General features: G+C 60.8%; 23 protein-coding genes. 5 read left to right on the forward strand and 18 right to left on the reverse strand.

Annotated features, from left to right (window positions below; translation table 11 throughout):
* The 4 genes from B4F27_RS00955 to pip all read right to left on the reverse strand — a co-directional run.
* Positions 1–420, reverse strand: a 420-nt coding sequence (locus tag B4F27_RS00955; RefSeq protein ID WP_286758622.1) for a NusA N-terminal domain-containing protein, incomplete at its 3' end; no start/stop codon positions are given.
* On the reverse strand, positions 421–999 hold the full coding sequence (gene rimP, locus B4F27_RS00960) for a ribosome maturation factor RimP (RefSeq protein WP_005850854.1): 579 nt from the start codon (positions 997–999) through the stop codon (positions 421–423).
* Between the two features lie 162 nt (positions 1,000–1,161).
* Positions 1,162–2,010 carry an ABC transporter substrate-binding protein gene (locus tag B4F27_RS00965; RefSeq protein WP_009825747.1) on the reverse strand — a complete coding sequence of 283 codons (849 nt, stop codon included), beginning with the start codon at positions 2,008–2,010 and terminating at the stop codon, positions 1,162–1,164.
* A complete protein-coding gene (gene pip / locus B4F27_RS00970) occupies positions 2,007–2,978 on the reverse strand; it encodes a prolyl aminopeptidase (RefSeq protein WP_286758623.1) in 972 nt (323 codons plus the stop codon). Before pip ends, B4F27_RS00965 begins: the two co-directional genes overlap by 4 nt.
* A gap of 48 nt (positions 2,979–3,026) precedes the next feature.
* On the opposite strand from pip, the gene ubiG reads away from it, so the two are divergent.
* A complete protein-coding gene (ubiG, locus tag B4F27_RS00975) occupies positions 3,027–3,773 on the forward strand; it encodes a bifunctional 2-polyprenyl-6-hydroxyphenol methylase/3-demethylubiquinol 3-O-methyltransferase UbiG (protein ID WP_009825745.1) in 747 nt (248 codons plus the stop codon).
* A gap of 12 nt (positions 3,774–3,785) precedes the next feature.
* On the opposite strand, the gene B4F27_RS00980 is transcribed toward ubiG, so the two are convergent.
* From B4F27_RS00980 to B4F27_RS00995, 4 genes are read right to left on the reverse strand one after another with little or no spacing between them, the layout of a single operon-like run.
* Positions 3,786–4,223 (reverse strand): MarR family winged helix-turn-helix transcriptional regulator, encoded by a 438-nt coding sequence (locus tag B4F27_RS00980; RefSeq protein ID WP_005850847.1) that lies wholly within the window; start codon positions 4,221–4,223, stop codon positions 3,786–3,788.
* Between the two features lie 9 nt (positions 4,224–4,232).
* The gene (locus B4F27_RS00985) at positions 4,233–5,063 is read right to left on the reverse strand and encodes a carbon-nitrogen hydrolase family protein (protein WP_074636695.1); all 831 of its coding nucleotides are present in this window, start codon (positions 5,061–5,063) and stop codon (positions 4,233–4,235) included.
* On the reverse strand, positions 5,063–5,320 hold the full coding sequence (grxC, locus tag B4F27_RS00990) for a glutaredoxin 3 (protein WP_005850844.1): 258 nt from the start codon (positions 5,318–5,320) through the stop codon (positions 5,063–5,065). The genes B4F27_RS00985 and grxC overlap by 1 nt, the downstream gene beginning before the upstream one ends.
* A 36-nt stretch (positions 5,321–5,356) precedes the next feature.
* Positions 5,357–6,085, reverse strand: coding sequence for a ComF family protein (locus B4F27_RS00995; protein WP_286758624.1), 729 nt, complete (start codon positions 6,083–6,085; stop codon positions 5,357–5,359).
* A 17-nt stretch (positions 6,086–6,102) separates the two neighbouring features.
* Between B4F27_RS00995 and B4F27_RS01000 the strand changes: the two genes are divergently transcribed.
* Both B4F27_RS01000 and hemH read left to right on the forward strand, forming a co-directional pair.
* Entirely contained in the window at positions 6,103–6,921 is an 819-nt protein-coding gene (locus B4F27_RS01000) for an SAM-dependent methyltransferase (RefSeq protein ID WP_286758625.1), read from the forward strand.
* A 52-nt stretch (positions 6,922–6,973) separates the two neighbouring features.
* Positions 6,974–8,020, forward strand: coding sequence for a ferrochelatase (hemH, locus tag B4F27_RS01005; protein WP_009825741.1), 1,047 nt, complete (start codon positions 6,974–6,976; stop codon positions 8,018–8,020).
* A gap of 149 nt (positions 8,021–8,169) precedes the next feature.
* On the opposite strand, the gene B4F27_RS01010 is transcribed toward hemH, so the two are convergent.
* Complete coding sequence (locus B4F27_RS01010) at positions 8,170–8,352, reverse strand: hypothetical protein (RefSeq protein WP_005850832.1); 183 nt, start codon at positions 8,350–8,352, stop codon at positions 8,170–8,172.
* Between the two features lie 140 nt (positions 8,353–8,492).
* On the reverse strand, positions 8,493–9,098 hold the full coding sequence (locus tag B4F27_RS01015; protein WP_037942384.1) for a L,D-transpeptidase: 606 nt from the start codon (positions 9,096–9,098) through the stop codon (positions 8,493–8,495).
* A 171-nt stretch (positions 9,099–9,269) separates the two neighbouring features.
* Here B4F27_RS01015 and B4F27_RS01020 point away from each other — a divergent pair, with 171 nt between their 5' ends.
* Entirely contained in the window at positions 9,270–9,779 is a 510-nt protein-coding gene (locus B4F27_RS01020) for a CAP domain-containing protein (RefSeq protein ID WP_005850828.1), read from the forward strand.
* 32 nt (positions 9,780–9,811) lie between these two features.
* Here the strand turns inward: B4F27_RS01020 and B4F27_RS01025 are convergent, their stop codons facing one another.
* The 8 genes from B4F27_RS01025 to B4F27_RS01060 all read right to left on the reverse strand — a co-directional run bounded on the left by B4F27_RS01025 (position 9,812) and on the right by B4F27_RS01060 (position 18,945).
* The gene (locus B4F27_RS01025) at positions 9,812–10,309 is read right to left on the reverse strand and encodes a L,D-transpeptidase family protein (protein ID WP_005850826.1); all 498 of its coding nucleotides are present in this window, start codon (positions 10,307–10,309) and stop codon (positions 9,812–9,814) included.
* Between the two features lie 85 nt (positions 10,310–10,394).
* Positions 10,395–11,186, reverse strand: a complete 792-nt coding sequence (locus B4F27_RS01030; protein ID WP_005850824.1) for an ion transporter — start codon at positions 11,184–11,186, stop codon at positions 10,395–10,397.
* A 9-nt stretch (positions 11,187–11,195) separates the two neighbouring features.
* Positions 11,196–12,434: a class I SAM-dependent RNA methyltransferase gene (locus tag B4F27_RS01035; protein ID WP_286758626.1), complete on the reverse strand. Its 1,239-nt coding sequence runs from the start codon at positions 12,432–12,434 to the stop codon at positions 11,196–11,198.
* Between the two features lie 38 nt (positions 12,435–12,472).
* A complete protein-coding gene (locus tag B4F27_RS01040; protein WP_286758627.1) occupies positions 12,473–14,299 on the reverse strand; it encodes an ABC transporter ATP-binding protein in 1,827 nt (608 codons plus the stop codon).
* Positions 14,299–16,140 carry an ABC transporter ATP-binding protein gene (locus B4F27_RS01045; protein ID WP_286758628.1) on the reverse strand — a complete coding sequence of 614 codons (1,842 nt, stop codon included), beginning with the start codon at positions 16,138–16,140 and terminating at the stop codon, positions 14,299–14,301. Before B4F27_RS01045 ends, B4F27_RS01040 begins: the two co-directional genes overlap by 1 nt.
* A gap of 69 nt (positions 16,141–16,209) precedes the next feature.
* Positions 16,210–17,394 (reverse strand): CCA tRNA nucleotidyltransferase, encoded by a 1,185-nt coding sequence (locus tag B4F27_RS01050; RefSeq protein WP_286758629.1) that lies wholly within the window; start codon positions 17,392–17,394, stop codon positions 16,210–16,212.
* Positions 17,373–18,014, reverse strand: coding sequence for a CoA pyrophosphatase (locus B4F27_RS01055; RefSeq protein WP_286758630.1), 642 nt, complete (start codon positions 18,012–18,014; stop codon positions 17,373–17,375). The genes B4F27_RS01050 and B4F27_RS01055 overlap by 22 nt, the downstream gene beginning before the upstream one ends.
* Positions 17,959–18,945: an Hsp33 family molecular chaperone HslO gene (locus B4F27_RS01060; RefSeq protein ID WP_286758631.1), complete on the reverse strand. Its 987-nt coding sequence runs from the start codon at positions 18,943–18,945 to the stop codon at positions 17,959–17,961. The genes B4F27_RS01055 and B4F27_RS01060 overlap by 56 nt, the downstream gene beginning before the upstream one ends.
* 78 nt (positions 18,946–19,023) lie before the next feature.
* On the opposite strand from B4F27_RS01060, the gene B4F27_RS01065 reads away from it, so the two are divergent.
* Positions 19,024–19,470: an NUDIX hydrolase gene (locus B4F27_RS01065; RefSeq protein ID WP_286758632.1), complete on the forward strand. Its 447-nt coding sequence runs from the start codon at positions 19,024–19,026 to the stop codon at positions 19,468–19,470.
* The last annotated feature ends 7 nt before the right edge of the window (positions 19,471–19,477 follow it).

Raw genomic sequence — 19,477 nt, forward strand, 5'->3', positions numbered from 1 at the left:
GTCCTTGAATTCTTCGTACTGGCGGTCACGCTCGGCTTCGCGGACCTTCTGCAAGATCACCTGCTTGGCGGATTGTGCGGCGATACGGCCCATTTCAACCGGTGGGACTTCTTCGCTGAATTCCTGACCGACTTCGGGGTTAGCCATATACTGCTTGGCCTGCTCTACCGTGAACTCCGCCTGATAGTTCTCAAGCTCGTCATCGGCCACAACCGTACGCACACGGGTAAAGGTCGCGCGTCCGGTCTTGCGGTCGATGGAAACGCGAATGTCCATCTCAGCGCCGTAGCGCGACTTCGCCGCCCGAGCGAGCGATTCTTCCATCGCTTCAACCACGAGATTGGGGTCGATCATCTTTTCGCGGGCCACAGCCTCGGCGGTTTGCAGCAGTTCCAGCTGGTTGGCAGATGTAATGGCCATTTAGTCGTCTCCCTCGGTGGACCCTTCGGTCTCGATGTCATCGAATTTGGTTTCGTCAATCGCACCGGACGCTTTGCGTTGGCGCAGCATTTCTTTGATCAGATCGTCGGTCAGAACCAGTTTGGCGTCGGTCAGCCAATCGAACTTGAGCCCGATGGTGCCTTCCTCGACGTTGATCAGCACCTCGTCATCCTCGACGCCTGCCAGCTCGCCCTTGAAGCGGCGGCGGCCGTCGATCAGTTCGCCGGTCTCGATCTTGGCTTCATAGCCCTCGAACATCTCGAAATCCTTGAGCCGCGTCAGCGGGCGGTCGATGCCGGGGCTCGACACTTCAAGGGTGTATTCATCAAGGATCGGATCCTCGACATCCATGACAGCGCTGATGGATTGGCTGATCAGCGCCAGCTCGTCCACCTCGATACCGCCATCGGGACGGTCTGCCATCACCTGCAACGTCGTCGACTTGCCCGACATCAGGCGCACGCGCACCAGTTCAAACCCCATATCCTCGATCACCGGTGTGATGATCTCGGCCATGCGGCGATCAATGGCTGCTTTTGCAATCAGGTCGTTGTTCATAATCTCACTATCATCCTGCAGTTTCGAGCAGGCACAAAAAAACGGGCGCGCGGCCCGTGTTCAAGATCGGTGGAGCCTCAGGTGTGGACCCCGATGCGCCGCTGTTGAGACGTCATATACGCCCGTATATGTGAAACTGCAAGCCCCGTGTGCCTGCCCTGCTTAGGCCAGCCACCAGCGTTCCGCGGCGCGCAGGTTGTCCAACGGGCGATGCTGGCCCGTGCGCAGGGGCATGGCGATGCTGCGTGACACCGCATGGGTCACCCCGCGTGCATGGGGCAGCAAGGCAATATCATCATAGGATTGAAGGGCTTCGCCATCATTCAGGTCTGCCGCTTCGACCAGATATTCAGCCATCGCCTGCGCACGAACCTGCTGCGCGGGAATGGACACCAGTTCAACCGTATCGAACCAGCCGGCGCTGCGCCCTTTGTAGTGATCTGCCACACGTTCGGCCAAAACCTGCTGACCCGGCGTAAATCGTCGCAGACGGTACAGGCCGGTGCCGATGCCGTCGTCCATCGCGTGGGCGGCGCGGATCACATGACGCGGGTCCGCCAGCGTAAAGGGCAAGTCCATCGCGGGCGCATCCATCGTGATGCGCAGCTGATGGGGGCCCGTCGCCTCTACCACACCGTCCAGCGCGAGGGACGCGACAACATCGCGCGCGGTCATGGGACGTTGATCGTGAAACAGCACATCCTTGCGCAGATCGACCAGCCAGACGCGCCCGTCGGCGCTGCCCTGCCAGGCTGTTGCCAGCTCTCCGCGCAGGGTGCCATCGGCGGCGATTTCGGTCAGCGTGTCAAAGATCAGCCCCTGCCGTGCCACCTGCATGAACAGGCCATCCCCCTGCCCCCAGGTATCGCTGCGCGCCGCCCCCGACAGCGCCATCCGCAACCGCCCGCCCGCTTTGGGCATGGACGCCGCCGACACGCCTGTCGCCGCCAGCAAGGCCGCCGCAGCACCCGAGGCAAATAAAGCACGGCGATCCATCAAAGAGCGGGTCATTGCGTGGCAATCCTGTCCATCGTGCGCACCAGTTCGGCGCTGATGCCGGGTTCAGACAGCGCATGGCCGGCATTGCGCACCATCTTCAGCTCGGCATTGGGCCAAGCCTGCGCCAGTTCATACGCGCTGGAGGGGGGGCAAATCATATCGTAGCGGCCTTGCACAATCACGCCGGGGATATGGGCAATGCGGTCCACATGCGCAAGGATCTGGCCATCAAACTCAAGAAATCCGGCATTGGTGAAATAGTGATTCTCAAGCCGGGCGAAGGTGCGCGAATATTCCCCCGGGCCCTCATACGACCCGCCCGACGCATGGATCGAGGCCAGCGCGTTTTCCCACGCGGCCCAGGCCTTGCCGTATTTCACCTCGGTCATGCGGTCGCCACAGAACAGCCGGCGGTGGTAGGCCGCGATCAGATCGCCGTGCTCGGCTTCGGGGATCAGGCCGGTAAACCGCGCCCAAAGATCGGGCCAAAACTTGCCCGCGCCGCCGCCATAGAACCAGTCAAGCTCCGCCTGCGTCATCATGAAAACGCCGCGCAGGATGATGTTGCGCACCCTCTCGGGGTGGGTTTCGGCATAGATCAACGCCAGCGTCGCGCCCCAGCTGCCACCAAAAGCGATCCATTTCTCGATGCCAAGCGCTTTGCGGATGCGTTCGATATCCGCGACCAGATCCCATGTGGTGTTATTGATGACCGAGGCAAATGGCTTGGACCGCCCGCACCCGCGCTGGTCAAACAGGATCACGTGATATTTTGCCGGATCGAAATAGCGCCGCATCGACGGGCTGCACCCGCCGCCGGGGCCGCCATGCAGGACCACCACGGGGATGCCATCGGGGTTGCCGCATTGTTCGACATAGATCGAATGACCATCGCCCACATCCATCATCCGCTGATCGAACGGGTCGATCGGCGGGTGAAGATATTGCACTGCGCGCTTTTGGTCCGGGATTTTGTCCATTACAGCCCTATATAGTCATTGGACCCAAAAGAGCACAGAGAGATCAGAATGCAAGCGCCTCAAAGCACTGTTGACCCCGCCGAGATCGAAAAGTTTCAGGCCATGGCCGCCGAATGGTGGGACGAGAACGGCAAGTTCAAGCCGCTGCATATGCTTAACCCCTGCCGTCTGGATTACATCACTGCGCAAATCGCCGGAGAGTTCGACCGTGACCTGAAATCGCCCGAACCGTTTCGCGGGCTGCGGATTCTGGACATCGGCTGCGGCGGCGGGCTGCTGTCGGAACCCATGGCGCGGTTGGGTGCGACCGTGGTCGGTGCCGATGCCGCAGCAGGCAACATCCCTGTCGCGCAGGTCCATGCGCAGCAATCGGGGCTCGAGATCGACTACCGCCACACCACCGCCGAGGCGCTGGCCGAAGCGGGGGAACAATTCGACGTGGTGCTGAACATGGAGGTGGTCGAACATGTCGCCTCTCCCATCGATTATCTGATCGCCTGCCGCACCCTGCTGAAACCGGGCGGGCTGCACATCTGTTCGACACTGAACCGCAACCCCAAGTCTTTCATGATGGCGATTGTCGGGGCAGAGCACGTGATGCGCTGGCTGCCCAAGGGCACCCATGAATGGTCGAAATTCATCACGCCGGATGAACTCTTTGACCTGCTGCACAAGGCGGGCCTGACGGCGGTGGATCGCAAAGGGTTCGTGTTCAACCCGATCACATGGTCGTGGCGTCTGTCGGACCGTGACCTGAGCGTGAACTACGTCACCGCCAGCCTGAAGCCAGAGTGACCCAAACCGGCGTCAGCCTTCCAGCTGGCGCCGCAGGGCGCGCAGGGTATCAAGCGTGGCACGCACCTGCGCCTCGCCCAGATCATCGGCCACATCATTGATCAACGGCGAGATTTGCCGGATCGCATGATCCCGCGCATTGCGGCCTGCGGGGCTGATCGCCACCATCTTGCGCCGCGCATCGTCCCAATCGGGGCGGATATGCACATAGCCCGCCCAGACCAGTTTATTCAGCGTGTTCGTCATCGCGCCACGGGTGACATTGAACGTCTCGGCCAGCTGCGCGGGGGTCTTTTCGCCGTCATGCCAGGCCAGATTGTTCAGCACCGAAAAATGCGAAATCTCCATGCCTTTGGGCAGCGCCCGGGTCAGCCGGTTGCGCATCCGTTGATCAGCCGACAGCAATTCGCTGATCAACGTGATCGCAAGTGAGTTTCGATTTTCCGTCATAAGCCGTTACTAAGGTGCCTTGAAATCCCGCCGGTTGGCAAGACTGGGTACGCGGGTACGTGCCTCTTGTACACGCGCCATGTCCAGCGTGAACGGATAAATGCCGGGCGCGGTGCCCGCATCCAGCAGCACCTCGCCCCACGGGGCAACAACCAGCGAATGGCCGTAGGTGTCGCGGGTCTTGTGGCTGTCGCTGGCATGGGTGCCGGTCTGCGCGGGGGCTAACACGAAACACCCTGTCTCGATCGCACGGGCCCGCAGCAGCATGTGCCAATGCGCGGCACCGGTCACGGGCGAAAACGCGGCGGGCATGGTCAGGATCGTGGCACCCGCATCCGCCAGCGCCTGATAGAGCTTGGGAAAACGCATGTCATAGCAGATGCTCATCCCGATTTTGGCGAAAGGCGTCTGCGCCACAACCGCCTGATCGCCGGGGCGGTAGCCCGCCGATTCGCGGTAGCTTTCGCCCGCGTCGATATCCACGTCGAACATATGGATCTTGTCGTAGCGGGCTTTGATCTGCCCCTGCGGATCAATCAGGAACGACCGATTGGCAAAGCGCCCGTCCGCATCCCGCGTTTTCAGCCCAAGCGACCCGATCAGCAGCCAGATGCCCGCCTCTCGCGCCACATCCCGCAAGGCGGCGAGGGTGATGTCATCGTCTTCGTGCTGCAAGACGCTGCGCTGGTGGTCGCGGCTGGTCGAGACGCAGTTCGTGACCTCGGGCGTGAGGACAAACGCCGCCCCCTGCGCCGCGGCATCGCGCACCATCTCTACCGTGCCCGCCAGATTGCGGGCCGGAGTATCGCTGACGTTCAGCTGGATCAGCGCCGCCTGCATCAGGAGGCCAACAAAGCGTCCAGCTTGCCCGCACGCTCAAGCGCGTAAAGGTCGTCACAGCCGCCGACATGGGTGTCGCCGATAAAGATCTGCGGCACGGTGCGCCCGCCATTGGCACGTTCGATCATCTCGGACTTACGCTCTGGCTGGGCAAGCACGTCGACCTCGGCAAAGCTCACGCCTTTTTCATTCAGCAGACGTTTGGCGGCATGGCAAAAGCCGCACAGCGGGGAGGTATAGATCTCAACAGGTTGCATGTTGATGTCCTTTCAACAAATGGGTTGGATCAAGACTTAAGTATCTTTTGCCACTCTTGCCAGTGTCACAACGCAGATTGGCCCTGCGCGTGCGTCCAGACAGGCCCGCGCCGACGCCTGTAATGTCGCGCCCGATGTCATCACGTCATCCACCAACAGCACCGGACGGTCACGCAACAGGTCGGCGCGGCGCGGATGGGCGGTGATCGCGCCATCCAGATGGGCGAAGCGTTCGCGGCGTCCCTTCCCCTCTAGCGCGGCGGTGCGTCGGGTCCGGCGCAGCGCGTCGGGGCACCACCCAAGCTTGTGTTCGCGTGCAAGCGCACGGGCCAGCAAGGCCGATTGGTTGAACCGCCGCTTCCACAGCCGCGCGTAATGCAGCGGCACAGGCACCACCAAAGTTTCAGGCGTGACGAAGGGCGCGATCACCCGCGCCATCCAGTGCCCTGCGGGTTTGGCGATGTCCTGACGGTCGCCGTGTTTCAGCGCCAGCACCAGTCGGCGGCCGGTATCTCGGTACAAAAGGGCTGCGCGCCCGTGGTCCCACGGCGGCGGCGCGGCAAGGCACGCGTCGCAGCGCACGTCTGTCTCGGACAGATCGCCCAGCAAGGGAATACCGCAGGTTTCGCAGACCACACCTTCAATGAACCCCGTGTCGCGCCAGCACGGGCCGCACAGCCCCCCATGTGCAGCCACCCACGCCCCGCACGCCAGACAGGACGGCGGATAAATCAGCGCAACAGCGGTTTGTAACTGGTCTCGCATGATCTTATTATCCTTTCATGAACGCTTCACACACCCTGACCGAACGCGCGGCGCTGACCCGCAACCGCCGCCGCGCCACCGATGACGCCCTGTTCCTGCACCGCGCCGCGCTTGAAGAGGTCGATGATCGGCTGTCGCTGGTTAACAGAACCTTTACGTCAGCAGCGATTGTCACCGGCTTCCCGCAGGTCTGGGGCGCGCTGCATCCGAACGCGACGCTGGTGGAGGACACCGATACGCTTGCGCTGACCCAGGGCGCACATGATCTGGTGGTCCATGCGATGGGGATGCATTGGGCGAATGATCCGGTGGGTCAGATCATCCAGTCGCGCCGCGCCCTGCAACCCGACGGGCTGTTTTTAAGCGTTGGTTTCGGCGGGCAGACCCTGCACGAGCTGCGCGCCTGTCTGGGTCAGGCCGAGGCGTCGATCACCGGCGGGCTGTCGCCGCGGATCGCCCCTATGGCCGAGTTGCGTGATATCGGCGGACTGCTGCAACGGGCGGGGCTTGCGCTGCCGGTGGCGGATTCCGTGACGCTGACGACAGAATACCGCGATATCTGGCACCTGATGCGCGACCTGCGCGCGATGGGAGAGGCCAACGCCCTGACCAGCCGCCTGCGCCGCCCCAGTGGCCGCGCGATCTTTGACGCGGCGGGGCAGCTTTACCGCGACCACTACGCCACGCCAGAGGGGCGCATCAAAGCAAGCTTTGAACTGGTCTTTCTGGCGGGCTGGGCACCGGCGGACAGCCAGCCCAAACCCCTGCGACCCGGCTCTGCGCAGCAGCGCTTGGCCGATGCGCTGGCAACGGCAGAAACGCCGCTGCGCGATTGACGCGCGACCATAACCGTTTATCTCAGCGCTAAACGCAGAAAAGGAATGCCAGATGACGCAGCAGCGCCCAGCCCATGCACAGCCTGACCACCCCACCGTGCCCGCCCCCAAGGTGGGTATCCTGCTGGCGAACCTCGGCACGCCGGACAACTATGATTACTGGTCAATGCGCCGTTATCTATCGGAATTTCTGTCGGACCGCCGCGTGATCGACTACAGCCCGTGGAAATGGCAGCCGCTGCTTCAGCTGGTGATCCTGTCGAAACGCCCCTTCACCAGCGGTGCCGCGTATAAGTCGATCTGGAACCACGAGGCCGGGGAAAGCCCGCTGATGACCATCACCAAACAGCAAACCGCGAAGATAAAGGACGCGATGCAGGCGCGGTATGGTGACGCAGTCATGGTCGATTACTGCATGCGCTACGGCAACCCGTCGACCCAATCCAAGGTGGCGGCGATGACCGCTGCGGGCTGCCAGAAGATCCTGTTCTTCCCGCTGTACCCGCAATACGCCGGTGCCACCTCTGCCACCGCGAATGACGCGTTTTTCGCAGCGCTCGCCAAAGAGAAATGGCAGCCCGCCGCCCGCACGGTTGAACCCTATTTCGACCGCCCCGATTATATCGAAGCGCTCGCCACCTCGATCGAGAAGGCCTACGCCAAGATGGAGACAAAGCCCGACAAGCTGCTGTGTTCCTATCACGGTGTTCCGCTGCGCTATTTGATGGAAGGCGATCCCTACCATTGCCAATGCCAGAAAACGACGCGCCTGCTGAAGGAACGGCTGGGGTGGGACGACACACAGATCATGACGACCTTCCAGTCGAAATTCGGCCCCGAAGAATGGTTGCAGCCCTATACGGTGGAAGAGGTCGCGCGGCAGGCCGAAGCCGGCAACAAAAAGATCGCGGTCTGCGCCCCTGCCTTTTCAGCCGATTGCATCGAAACGCTGGAAGAGATCAACGAAGAGATCAAGGAAAGCTTTGAACACGCGGGCGGGGAGGAGTTTCACTATATCCCCTGCCTCAATGACGACGACTTGCACATCAAGGCGCTGTCCAATGTGATTGAGGAAAACCTGCAAGGCTGGATCGACTAATACCCCGCGCGGGTTGGACCTGAAAACAAAGAAAGCGCCTGTCGTTACAGGCGCTTTTCTTTTGTCCGCTTGTCATCTGATGCCGAACGGCAGACATAAAAAAAGGCGGTGTAGAACACCGCCTTTTTCTAACTGAAACTTCGACCGAATTAGTCGGAAGCAACTGCAGCAGCAACAACGGCCAGCAGCAGCAGAGGAATCAGGATGCCCGAGGAAGAAGAGGTGGACTCTTCAACGATGACGGGTGCTTCGATGATTGGCTCTGCCAGCGAACCAGCAAATGCATTCGATGCAGCAGCTGTCAGAGCAGCGGCGAGAACGAGTTTCTTCATAACATAACCTCCAGAAAAGGCGTACTTCACAGTGTGATAGCACGCGCCCAAGACTTACCTCGTAAAACTTTCTAAACAGCATCAGCGGGCAATTGCAAACCCGGATTCAGCTTTTGAGCACCACAATCGCTAAAAAGTTGTCAAATAAGCAACACTTGGGTGCCGACGTTCGCCATGCCAAAAAGTTCAGCAATATGTTCATTGTACAGGCCAATGCAGCCATTCGACGAACGACGCCCGATCTTGCGTGTGTCATGCGTGCCATGGATACGGTAGTACGTCCAGCTCAGGTACAGCGCGTGGGTGCCCAAGGGGTTGTCAGGGCCCGGCCCGATCACCGCTGGCCACTCTGGGTTGCGTTCCAGCATCGACGGGGTCGGACGCCATGTGGGCCCGACGACCTTCTGGATCACGCTGGTACGCCCACGGCGGGTCAGTTCCTCGGTCAGCGGTACGCTTGAGGGGTACAGTTTGTAGATCGACTGATCCTCGGACCAGTAATGCACCGCGCGGCTGTCGATATCGACAAGAATCGCCCCGTTCTTGGTGTCGCTGAAGTAAGGCTGCCAATCCAGCGTGCGGAAGCTGGAGGTGTTGCGACGCACGGTCTCGGTCAGATCACGCTCCGTCTCCGTGGTCGCTTCGCTGTTGACGCTGCTTTGCGCCAGCGCGGGCGTTGCCAGCATCGCGGCGCTGCCAGCAAGGAAAGCACGGCGCGACGAAAGGGTAAATTTCTTATCAGACATCAGATGTCTCCTGAAGGTAGTTACAACCTAGTATAATACTGTCGTATATGGCTCGAAAGTCGCAGTTTCAAATCAAACAAGCGTTAACAGGCGCGCTCACGCTCATGTGCGTTTGATCTGCAACGCATCAAGCTGTATGGCACGACAAACCCAACTGCGTGGAGCTGCGCCATGATCCGTCTGTTTTCAATCCTTATTTCCCTGACCGTGGCGCTGGCGGCCTGTACCCCTGCACCAACCCCGCTTGCGTCCGACGGTCGCCCCGGCCCTACCGTCTATAAGATCGGGCGCAACGATACCGGCAAGCTGCAATTCCGCATGCTTGATTCCGTGAACGCGCTGCGCGGTGCCTCCGGTCTGGCACCGGTTCAACTAGACGCACAGCTGAACGCCGCCGCCGCGACCCATTCGCGGGATATGGCGGTGCAGAACCGCCCCTGGCACTTCGGGTCTGACGGGTCGTCCCCTGTCGATCGTATCCAACGTGTAGGATATACTGGCGCGCTGGTCGGCGAAGTCATCTCGGAAACCTACGAGACCGAGCTCGAAACACTTGCCGCGTGGATGGAGAAGCCGGACACCCGCCGCATCATCATGTCGAAGGACGCTTTGAACATGGGCTTTTCCTGGCACCAGGAAAACAACGGCAAGATCTGGTGGACCATGGTGATGGGGAAGTGACCGCCAAGGTCACCCCCGCTTTTAACTAGATATCAGGGGTTCAGTGCGATGGGGGTGTTATCCCCGACCATCGCATAGATCTCCTCCATCTCGTCGTTCGAGACAGAGATACATCCCCACGTCCAATCGGTGCGATTCTTGTCCTTGGCGGTCTTTTGGCCGTGGATAAAGATATCGCCACCGGGGCTTTTGCCCAAAGCTTCCGCGCGGGCGCGGTCCATTTCATTGGGGTAGTTGATGCCGATCGACAGGTGGAAGCGGCTGTTCGGATTGCGCCGGTCGATCATGTAGATCCCTTCGGGCGTGCGCCCGTCACCTTCGTACACCTTGTGGCCCACAGGCGCGAACCCCAGTTTGATATCGTATGATTCCAGCACCTTGTCGTGGTGCATCAGATACATCCGGCGGTCGCCCTTGTTGACGATCACATAGGTGACCTGCGGCCCGTTGTACCGTTTGAATTTACTGCTGCTGCAGGCCCCAAGCGCGACCAGCGCGGTGCCACCCAGAATCAGGTTTCTGCGTTTCATGTTCACTATGCCTCGTTCCCGCGACCTTTTCGGCCTTATGTGGATGCCCTATCATGTAGCAAATATAGATGCGGTCAAAAAGCCGTTACTGGCGGCTGTGCTCTGCCAGCTTCTTTTCGATCGCTTCCAGCTTTTCCATCACCTCAAGCCGGTAGGCATCGGTGCGCACGGTCTCTTCCTCGTTATGCGCGTCCTGCATCGAGTTCACGATCAGACCCACCAGCAAGTTCACCACGGCGAAGGTCGTGACCAGAATAAACGGCACGAAGAAGACCCAGGCATAGGGGTAGACCTCCATCACCGGGCGGACGATCCCCATCGACCAGCTTTCCAGCGTCATGATCTGAAACAGGCTATAGGCGCTGGCGGGCAATGACCCGAACCATTCGGGGAACTGGTCGCTGAACAATTTGGTCGCAATGACCGACCCGATGTAAAAGATGATCGTCATCAGCAGGAACACCGACCCCATACCGGGCAACGCGGTGATAAACCCTTCGACAACGCGGCGCAGACGCGGGGCGACGGACAGCACACGCAAAACCCGCAGGATACGCAGCGCCCGCAAGACAGACAGCCCCTGCACCGCAGGCACCAGCGCGATGGCAACGACCGTAAAGTCAAAGACGTTCCACCCGTTGCGGAAGAACCCGACCCCGCGCGCGATGATCTTGAGCGTGATCTCGGCGATGAAAATGAACAGGCAGACGCGATCAAGAAACAGGATCAGCGTGCCGTATTTCTCCATCAGGGCGGGGGCTGTCTCCATCCCCAGCAGGGCGGCGTTGAACACGATCACACCGATGATGAAATTGCTGACGGCCCGCCCTTCGACCCATCTTCCCAGACGTTCCCGCATGTTTACCGTGCCCACCATAGATCTGCGTTACTTACGTTTGCGTTGTACTTCCGGCGCAGTGAACTGCGCTGCCAGCTCCACATGGGAGGACCAGCGGAATTGATCAACGACTTGCACCCAATTCAACGTATAACCGGCGGCAATCAGCACGGCGGCGTCCCGCGCGAAGGTGACGGGGTTACACGACACATAGGCCAGCACCGGCGGCATCGCTTTGACGATCTCGGCTATCTGGGCCTCGGCCCCCGCGCGCGGCGGGTCGATGACCACCGCGTCGGTCTTGGCCAGCTCGTCCGGCAGCAAGGGACGGCGGAACAGGTCACGCGCCTCTGTCGTGACGGGTTTGAGCCCCGTCGACATGCGCCACCCGTGATCCAGCGCGGCGGTCATGGCGGCGTCACCCTCGACGGCGTGTACCTCTGCCTGATCGGCCAGGGGCAGGCTGAACGTGCCGCAGCCGGCAAACAGGTCAATCACATGACGCGCCTCACCGACAGCCTCGCGCACGGCGGTGACCAGCGCCGCCTCTCCGTGCGGAGTGGCTTGCAGGAAGGCACCGGGCGGGGGTGTCACTTTGGCCGCGCCGAAACGCTGTACGGGCGGCGTGCGCATCGCGATCACCTCGCCGTTCCAGGTCAGCCGCGCCAGCCCCAGACTGTCGCACAGATGCGCCAGTTCTTGCCGCAAGGGGCCGTCCAGCTCTTTCCCGTTCTGGACCGAGATATCGATCCCCCCGCGCGACGCGGTCACCGTTACAGCCAGTGCGGCCTTGCGGCTGGTGCCGATCACGGCAAGCTTTTCGGCAATCGGCAGCGCGCCCATCACCGCAGGGTCCAGCAACTGACACCCGGGAATTTCGATCACCACATCAGACCCGCGCCCGTGGAAACCGGCCATCGCGCCCTTTTTGGTACGTTTGGCGGCAAAGGTTGCCCGACGGCGCGATTGCGCAGGCGAGGTTTGCAGCGGCTTGAATACAGTCTCTATCCCGTGGGCATCCAACGACGCTTTGACCACGCCCAGCTTGAAATCCGCGACGTAATCATCCGACGCATGCTGCAACTGGCAGCCGCCACAGGCCTTGAAGTGGCGACACGGCGCCGACACCCGGTTCTCTGACGGGGTGACGATACGGATGTCGGTCAGGGTCTGACCGACAGGCGTGCCTGTCACCACCTCACCCGGCAGGGTCATCGGGGCAAATAAAGGGCCGGGCGCAATGCCGTCGCCCAGGTGGCCAAGTCGCTGGATTGTATATTCTGTCATGCGCAGGGCTTAGCGCGAAGCCGGGCGCAGCAAAAGCCTTATTCTGCGGCCTTCATATCCAAAAACCCGCCCGACTGCCGCCGCCAGTAGCGGGCATAAAGCCCGTCTTTGACAAGCAGCGCATCATGGGTGCCAATCTCTACGATGCGGCCCGCGTCCATCACGGCAATGCGGTCCATCTCGGTCAGGGTCGAAAGACGGTGGGCGATGGCCATCACGGTCTTGCCCTCCATCACGCGGGTCAGTGCGCTTTGGATCGCGGCTTCGACCTCGCTATCCAGCGCGCTTGTCGCCTCGTCCAATATCAGGATCGGCGCATCCTTGAGGATCGCGCGGGCCAGCGCAATACGCTGACGTTGCCCGCCCGACAGTTTCACCCCCCGTTCCCCCAGATGCGCGTCATAGCCGCTACGGCCCGTGTGGTCCTGCATCTTCTCGATGAACTCATGCGCCTCGGCCTTGCGTGCGGCGGCGATGACCTCTGCCTCTGTCGCGTCGGGCTTGCCATAGCGGATGTTGTCGAACGCCGACCGGTTGAACATCGCGGTCTCCTGCGTGACCATCCCGATCTGACGCCGCAAGCTTTGCTTGGTCACACCCGAGACATCCTGCCCATCAATTGAAATGTGACCCTGTTCCGCCGTATAGAGCCGCAGCAAAAGCGACACCAACGTCGATTTTCCCGCCCCCGATGCGCCGACGATGCCCAGCTTCTCCCCCGGTTTGATCGATAGGCTGAGCTCTTCGATACCGCCCGTATCGCGCCCATAGGTAAAGCGCAGCCCGTCAAAGCGGATCGCCCCTTCGCGCACCTCCAGCTCTGCCGCGTTGTCTGCATCGCGCAGCTGCTGCGGCGCGGCCAGCGTGCGCATCCCGTCTTCAACCTCGCCCACATTCGCATAAAGCGCCATCAGCGTGAAACTGACCCAGCCCGTCATCTGCGCCAGCCGAAGCGACACCGCCCCCGTCGCCGCAATATCGCCCGCCGTCACCAGACCCAGCGACCAGTACCAAAGCGCACCCCCCACCAGCAGCACTGGCAAAAATCCTGCAATCGTCATCAGCCAGAACCGGAAAGAGACGCTCACCCGCCCGAAATCGAGGCTCGTGTCCAGAAACTTGCGCATCGCCCCCAAGGCGGCGCGGTCCTCGTGATCGGCATGGGCGAAGAGCTTGACGGTCTTGATGTTGGTGATCGTATCGACCACCTGTCCCGTCACCATCGCGCGCGCCCCTGCCCGCGCTTTGGAATGTTTGCGGACCCGCGGCATGAAGTGGCGGATCAGGAAGACATAGCCGACCATCCAAAGCACCAGCCCCGCAGCGATGCGCCAGTCTACCGTGCCAAGCAGCATCACCGCGCCGACAAAGGACGCGGCGGCGAAGAGCACCGTATGCAGCACCTCGGTCACGACATCGGTCAGCGCGCGGCTGGTCTGCATTTCCTTCTGCGAGATCCGGCCCGCGAAATCATTGTCGAAAAACGTGACCGCCTGCCCCAGCGTGTAGCGATGCAAGCGCGACAGCACGAGGTTGAACACATTCGGCGCGACCACGATCGACTGCATATACGAACTGACGCCGAACAGCGCCGGACGCAGCAGCAAAAAGAACGCCAGTCCCGCCAAGAGCAGCCCCGTATGATCCGAGAATACGGCCCCCGCCTCGGCGGCAAGCGCCGCATCCACGACCCACCCAAGAACCAAGGCGGCCATCACCTCTATCACGCCGGCGAAAATCGACAGCACCCCGGCAACCCCAAGTGCAGGGCCGCTGCCCTTCAACGCCCAACGAAAAAAGGCCGCCAGACGGCGCGGCGGCTCTGTCGTGGCGGGGGAAAACGGGTCGATCCATGTCAAAGGCATTACGATGTCGGCTCTTCTGTGCGAAGGAACCCGCCGGATTGCCGGTTCCAGAAATCTGCATATAGCCCGCCTTGTGCCAAAAGCACCTCATGCGTGCCCTCTTCGACGATGCGGCCCCCGTCCATGACCAGAATACGGTCCATTTCAGCGATGGTGGACAGGCGATGCGCGATGGCGATGACGGTCTTGCCCTCCATCATGCCGTACAGGGTCTGCTGGATCGCGGCCTCTACCTCGCTATCAAGCGCGCTCGTCGCTTCGTCCAGCAAAAGGATCGGCGCGTTCTTGAGGATGACCCGTGCCAGCGCGATGCGTTGCCGCTGCCCGCCCGACAGTTTCACCCCCCGCTCGCCAACCTGCGCGTCATAGCCGGACCGCCCGCCCTGATCGTTCAAACCCTGAATAAAATCATGTGCTTGGGCCTGTTTCGCTGCGGCAATCACCTCTGCCTCCGTCGCGGTGGGACGACCGTAAAGGATATTTTCGCGGATCGATCGATGCAGCAAGGCATTGTCCTGCTGCACCATCCCGATCGCCTGTCGCAGGCTGTCCTGCCGAACGGTGGTGATATCCTGCCCGTCAATCAGAATACGCCCGCCTTCGGGGTCGTAAAACCGCAGCAGCAGCTTGACCAAGGTCGATTTGCCCGCGCCCGACCGCCCGATCAGGCCGATCTTTTCCCCCGGCTGCACGGTGATATCCACCTGATCCAACCCGCCCGAACCACGGCCATAATGATGGGTCAGCCCGCGCATCTCCACCCGCCCGTCGGTCAGGGCCAGCGGCTTGGCATCGCTGTCGTCAACCAAGGTGATGGGCTGCGCAATCGTTTCTAGCCCCTCGGCCACGACGCCAAGCTGCTGGAAGAACGTCGAAAGCGCCCACATGATCCAGGCGGTCATGGAGTTCAACCGCAGCGTCAGCGCCGTCGCAGCCGTCACCACGCCCACCGTCGCGTTGCCGGTTGACCAAAGATAGAACGCCCAGCCTACGACACCGACGATTAACAAACCGTTCAAGCTGACCAGACAGATATCCATAATGGTGAATATCCGCATTTCCTTTTGAAAAGTGACGCGCGCATTCTCGATAGCGCCCTTTGCATATTCAATCTCGCGATCATGGTGGGCAAACATCTTGACCGAATGAATGTTGCTGTAACTGTCGACCACGCGGCCCGTCACTTCTGACCGCGCATCCGACGCGGCCTGCGACGCGACCGCCACACGCTTGATCGTCCATTGAGTCAGCACAGCATAAAGCGCGAACCACGCGACCAAGGGGATCAGCAGTTGCCAGTCCGACGTGGTTAACAAAATCGCTGCGCCGATGAGATAGGCCAGCGCATAGGAAATCGCGTCAAAAACCTGAAACACGACCTCTCCCGCAGCGGGGGGCGTTTGCATGATGCGGTTGGCGATGCGCCCGGCAAAGTCATCCTCGAACCAGCCGACCGATTGCCGCAGCACCTGCCGGTGTCCGCGCCAACGGAAGAGCGTGCCGTAATTTGGCAACACAGCGTTGTTCAGCAGTAACACATGAACCGCTTGCACAGCGGGACGCGCGATCAGGATAAGCAGCGCGACGACGATAAACTCCGCCCCATAGCTGCGCCATACCTCGGCCGGGCTGCCGTCCATCAGATCGACAAGACGGCCCATATAGTAGATCAACCCGATCTCGATCGCCGCGACCACAACGGAAAGCACACCCGTGACCCAGAACACCGTTTTGAACGGCGCGCTGTAGGTGCGGAAAAAGGGCCACAGCCGCGTGGGCGGCGTGTCTTGCTCGGCGTAGTCCGCATAGGGATCGACAAGATTTTCGAAAAATCGAAACATAATTCACCTGTAGGGCGCGTGTTCGCCGCCACTATAGAAAGAGCCGCGCCGAAAAGACCACAGGTTGCGTCAGCTTTCTGGCGTGTCCAACAAACTGTCCCGCGTCGCCGCAAACCCCGAAGCGATCCAGAGCGCCTTAAGCTCGGCCAGCCGCCTTCCCAAAGCAGGTCCGGTGTATTCCGGCATCAAATCAGCGGCTTGAACGGGAAATACGGCCGTTTCGGCCTGCGCGATACTATCAAGCACAGCCGCATCGGGTGGCGTTTCAGACAGGCAGGCGCGCAGCACAACAACCGCGCGCGCCATATCGCCGCCGTCGATATGGGCAATCGCGGCCACTGTCTCTGCGCCATATGCCGCCTCTTTCAGCCGATGCAGGTGTTTCGCGTCTGCCTTGCTCAACCTCAGGCGCTGGTCGATATCCTCACCGCCAAGCGCGGCCAGCCGCGTTCGCCAGTCCACAGACATCTGCAACAGCTGTTCGAAATGCACGACCATCCCGAGCCAGCGGTCATCGCTCCCCGGCAGAATGGTCCCCAAAACGCCGGTTTGGCGCATCGCCGCGACCGCTGGTGCAGGGTCCGGTGCGGTTAACAGCTTCGTAAGCTCTGCCCCGATCCGCTCCGCCGACAGGCTTTCCAACCCGTCGGTATGCGCTGCAATCGCGGCCAAAGCCTCCGGATCGAAGCCCTCGACCGGGTCCGCATACCACGCGCAAAACCGGAAATAGCGCAAGGTGCGCAGGTAATCTTCGCGGATACGTTGGGCGGCATCCTCGATAAACCTCACCCGCCGCGCGCGCAAATCAGCAAGACCTTCAAGCGGGTCGATCACCCGCCCCTGCGCATCCGCGTAAAGCGCGTTCATCGTAAAATCACGGCGCAACGCATCGTCGAGGATACTGTCCGAAAAAGCGACAACCGCGCGTCGCCCGTCCGTTTCCACATCCCGGCGGAAGGTCGTCACCTCGAACCCCTTACCACCGCTGACCACAGTGACAGTTCCATGTTCCACGCCCGTCGGTACGGCTTTCAGCCCAGCGCGCGCGGCAAGAGCCATGACGCGTTCGGGCAATGCATTGGTCGACATGTCGACATCGCTATCCGCCACGCCCAAAAGCGCGTTCCGCACACAGCCCCCGACAAAATAGATCGCATGCCCGCCGTCCGTCACCGCATCGCATACGGCTTGGGCATCGGGGGCGGAAAGCCAGCGCGTACTGGCAGGAAGGGTCACATCATACGTTCTGTCCATGCCCGCAACATACGCGCGGTTGCCCCCCAAATGTAATAGGGACCATAAGGAACCGTGTAATAATACCGTCGCTGCCCCTGCCACCGGCGCGACTGGACCACGTAATTTTCGGCGTTGAGCACATGATCAAGTGGAACGGTAAAGACTTCCTCAACTTCGCCGGGCTCGGGGATAATTTCGAAGTCTTTTTTCACGAAGGCAATGACGGGCGTCACCAGAAAGTTGGTAACTGTCTCATGTGCGGGCAGCGTACCCAAGACGTCGACCAGATCCGAGGGCAGGCCGATTTCTTCCCGCGCCTCGCGTAGGGCAGCGGCAACAACATCCGCGTCACCGCCATCCTGCTTGCCGCCCGGGAAGGCGATTTGCCCCGGATGGTGCTTTAACGCGGACGACCGTTTGGTCAGGATAAGTTCCAACCGCCCGCCCCGTTCAACGATCGGGGCCAGAACGCCAGCTGGCCGCAATGTCCGATTCGCCGGTGGCGTAGACCCTTTGTTAAGGTCAAAATCGGAAGACGTGACACCAGTTTGCGCCAGCGCCTTCCGAAAATGGGCGAGCTGATCAGCTGGCACTGTTGTCTTCTGCCTCGAACCCGACTGTTTTCGGGTCCAGATCATAATGCGCGCCACAGAACTGGCAGTCGGCCGTGACGCGGCCGTCGTCTGTCGTCATCGTTTCGATATCCCCCGCCGAATAGATCGACAGGCTTTGCCGCACACGATCTTCGGAGCAAGTGCAGCCAAAGCGGACCGCCTGCGCGTCGAATACTCGGGGCATCTCCTCGTGAAACAGACGTTTCAAAAGATCTGTCGGCGGCAAGCTCGGCCCAATCAGTTCAAGCTCGTCTACCGTATCCAGCAAGACGTTGACGCGGCGCCAGTTATCCCCCTCTTCACCGTCGACCAGATCAGTGGCTTGCAGCACCTCGCCGCTGCCTTCCCCTTGCGCGGCAAAGGGCGAGGCTTTTGGCATATGTTGCAGCATAACACCGCCCGCGCGCCAATGTTCATCCTCCCCCGGGGAGGTGGATTTGCCAAAGCTCAGCTCAAACCGTGTGGGCAGCTGTTCGGACTGCGCGAAATACGCCTCTGCACATTCGGACAGCGATTTACCGGTAAGCGGCGTAATCCCCTGATAGGGGGTCATCCCGTTGCCCTGATCGATCATAATGGCGAAATACCCCTCGCCCACCTGATCAAAGGCCGGTCCTTCGGTGATCCGGTCGGCATCATAGCTGGCGTAGGCACGGATGCGCGCGGGTTCACCATCCTCCGTCGGGCCGTAGTAGTCTGTCGCAATCATGCGCACGGGCCCTTTGGATTGAACCTGTAGTTGCAATTTCCAACGCAGCTTAATGGTTTGCCCGATCAGCGCCGTAAGCAAGGCCATTTCGGCGACCAACGCCTCTACCTTGTCGGGATAGTCATGCTGACGCAAAATCCCTTCCAGCACGCCATCCAGACGCGCGACGCGCCCCCGAATATCAGAGGCATCGAGTTGAAAGGGTAGAACGGTGTCGTCCCACGCGATTTTGTTTCCTGGGGTCATTTGACTTTCCTTACCGGCAGACGGTTGGCATACCGCGTCTATATAAGGGCAACAAGCCGTGCGAAAAGGGGGAGTCATATGATGCGACGCGTTGGGGAACCGCCCATTCGGGGAAAAACATACACGTCGCGTCCCGGAGCCTATGCGATTTTGCCCCTCAAGGGCCGCTTTTTGATGACCGCCCAGCTTAGGCCACATGTTGATATTCAGTTGCCAGGCGGTGGCATTGACCCCGGTGAATCGCCTCTCCAAACGCTCCACCGCGAGGTGATGGAAGAGATTGGCTGGACCATTGCGCGCCCTCGGCGGTTGGGGGCATTCCGGCGATACGTCTATATGCCGGAGTATGACATCTGGGCCGAGAAAATTTGCCATGTCTATGTCGCCCATCCCGTCCGTCATATTGCCCCCCCGATAGAGCCTGACCACGCAACAGTTGTTCTGTCGGGGGAAGAGGCCGTTTCGGTGCTAGGCAACGATGGGGATCGGCACTTTCTTGAACGGTTTCTGGCGGCAAGGTCCTGAAATTCGA

It is taken from the genome of Sulfitobacter sp. UBA1132 (assembly GCF_002311545.1).
In the GTDB taxonomy this organism is placed as follows: domain Bacteria; phylum Pseudomonadota; class Alphaproteobacteria; order Rhodobacterales; family Rhodobacteraceae; genus Sulfitobacter; species Sulfitobacter pontiacus.

Coding starts and splice junctions, on each gene's coding strand:
- B4F27_RS00985 (WP_074636695.1), bottom strand. CDS start 5,063: ATGCAGGCGGCGCTGATCCAGCTGAACGTCAGCGATACTCCGGCCCGC.
- hemH (WP_009825741.1), top strand. CDS start 6,974: ATGACGCAGCAGCGCCCAGCCCATGCACAGCCTGACCACCCCACCGTG.
- B4F27_RS00980 (WP_005850847.1), bottom strand. CDS start 4,223: ATGACGGAAAATCGAAACTCACTTGCGATCACGTTGATCAGCGAATTG.
- B4F27_RS01060 (WP_286758631.1), bottom strand. CDS start 18,945: ATGACCCCAGGAAACAAAATCGCGTGGGACGACACCGTTCTACCCTTT.
- B4F27_RS01030 (WP_005850824.1), bottom strand. CDS start 11,186: ATGGTGGGCACGGTAAACATGCGGGAACGTCTGGGAAGATGGGTCGAA.
- B4F27_RS01050 (WP_286758629.1), bottom strand. CDS start 17,394: ATGGACAGAACGTATGATGTGACCCTTCCTGCCAGTACGCGCTGGCTT.
- B4F27_RS00995 (WP_286758624.1), bottom strand. CDS start 6,085: ATGCGAGACCAGTTACAAACCGCTGTTGCGCTGATTTATCCGCCGTCC.
- B4F27_RS01025 (WP_005850826.1), bottom strand. CDS start 10,309: ATGAAACGCAGAAACCTGATTCTGGGTGGCACCGCGCTGGTCGCGCTT.
- grxC (WP_005850844.1), bottom strand. CDS start 5,320: ATGCAACCTGTTGAGATCTATACCTCCCCGCTGTGCGGCTTTTGCCAT.
- pip (WP_286758623.1), bottom strand. CDS start 2,978: ATGGACAAAATCCCGGACCAAAAGCGCGCAGTGCAATATCTTCACCCG.
- B4F27_RS01020 (WP_005850828.1), top strand. CDS start 9,270: ATGATCCGTCTGTTTTCAATCCTTATTTCCCTGACCGTGGCGCTGGCG.
- B4F27_RS01010 (WP_005850832.1), bottom strand. CDS start 8,352: ATGAAGAAACTCGTTCTCGCCGCTGCTCTGACAGCTGCTGCATCGAAT.
- B4F27_RS01065 (WP_286758632.1), top strand. CDS start 19,024: ATGATGCGACGCGTTGGGGAACCGCCCATTCGGGGAAAAACATACACG.
- B4F27_RS01015 (WP_037942384.1), bottom strand. CDS start 9,098: ATGTCTGATAAGAAATTTACCCTTTCGTCGCGCCGTGCTTTCCTTGCT.
- ubiG (WP_009825745.1), top strand. CDS start 3,027: ATGCAAGCGCCTCAAAGCACTGTTGACCCCGCCGAGATCGAAAAGTTT.
- B4F27_RS00965 (WP_009825747.1), bottom strand. CDS start 2,010: ATGACCCGCTCTTTGATGGATCGCCGTGCTTTATTTGCCTCGGGTGCT.
- B4F27_RS01000 (WP_286758625.1), top strand. CDS start 6,103: ATGAACGCTTCACACACCCTGACCGAACGCGCGGCGCTGACCCGCAAC.
- B4F27_RS01040 (WP_286758627.1), bottom strand. CDS start 14,299: ATGCCTTTGACATGGATCGACCCGTTTTCCCCCGCCACGACAGAGCCG.
- B4F27_RS01055 (WP_286758630.1), bottom strand. CDS start 18,014: ATGATCTGGACCCGAAAACAGTCGGGTTCGAGGCAGAAGACAACAGTG.
- rimP (WP_005850854.1), bottom strand. CDS start 999: ATGAACAACGACCTGATTGCAAAAGCAGCCATTGATCGCCGCATGGCC.
- B4F27_RS01035 (WP_286758626.1), bottom strand. CDS start 12,434: ATGACAGAATATACAATCCAGCGACTTGGCCACCTGGGCGACGGCATT.
- B4F27_RS01045 (WP_286758628.1), bottom strand. CDS start 16,140: ATGTTTCGATTTTTCGAAAATCTTGTCGATCCCTATGCGGACTACGCC.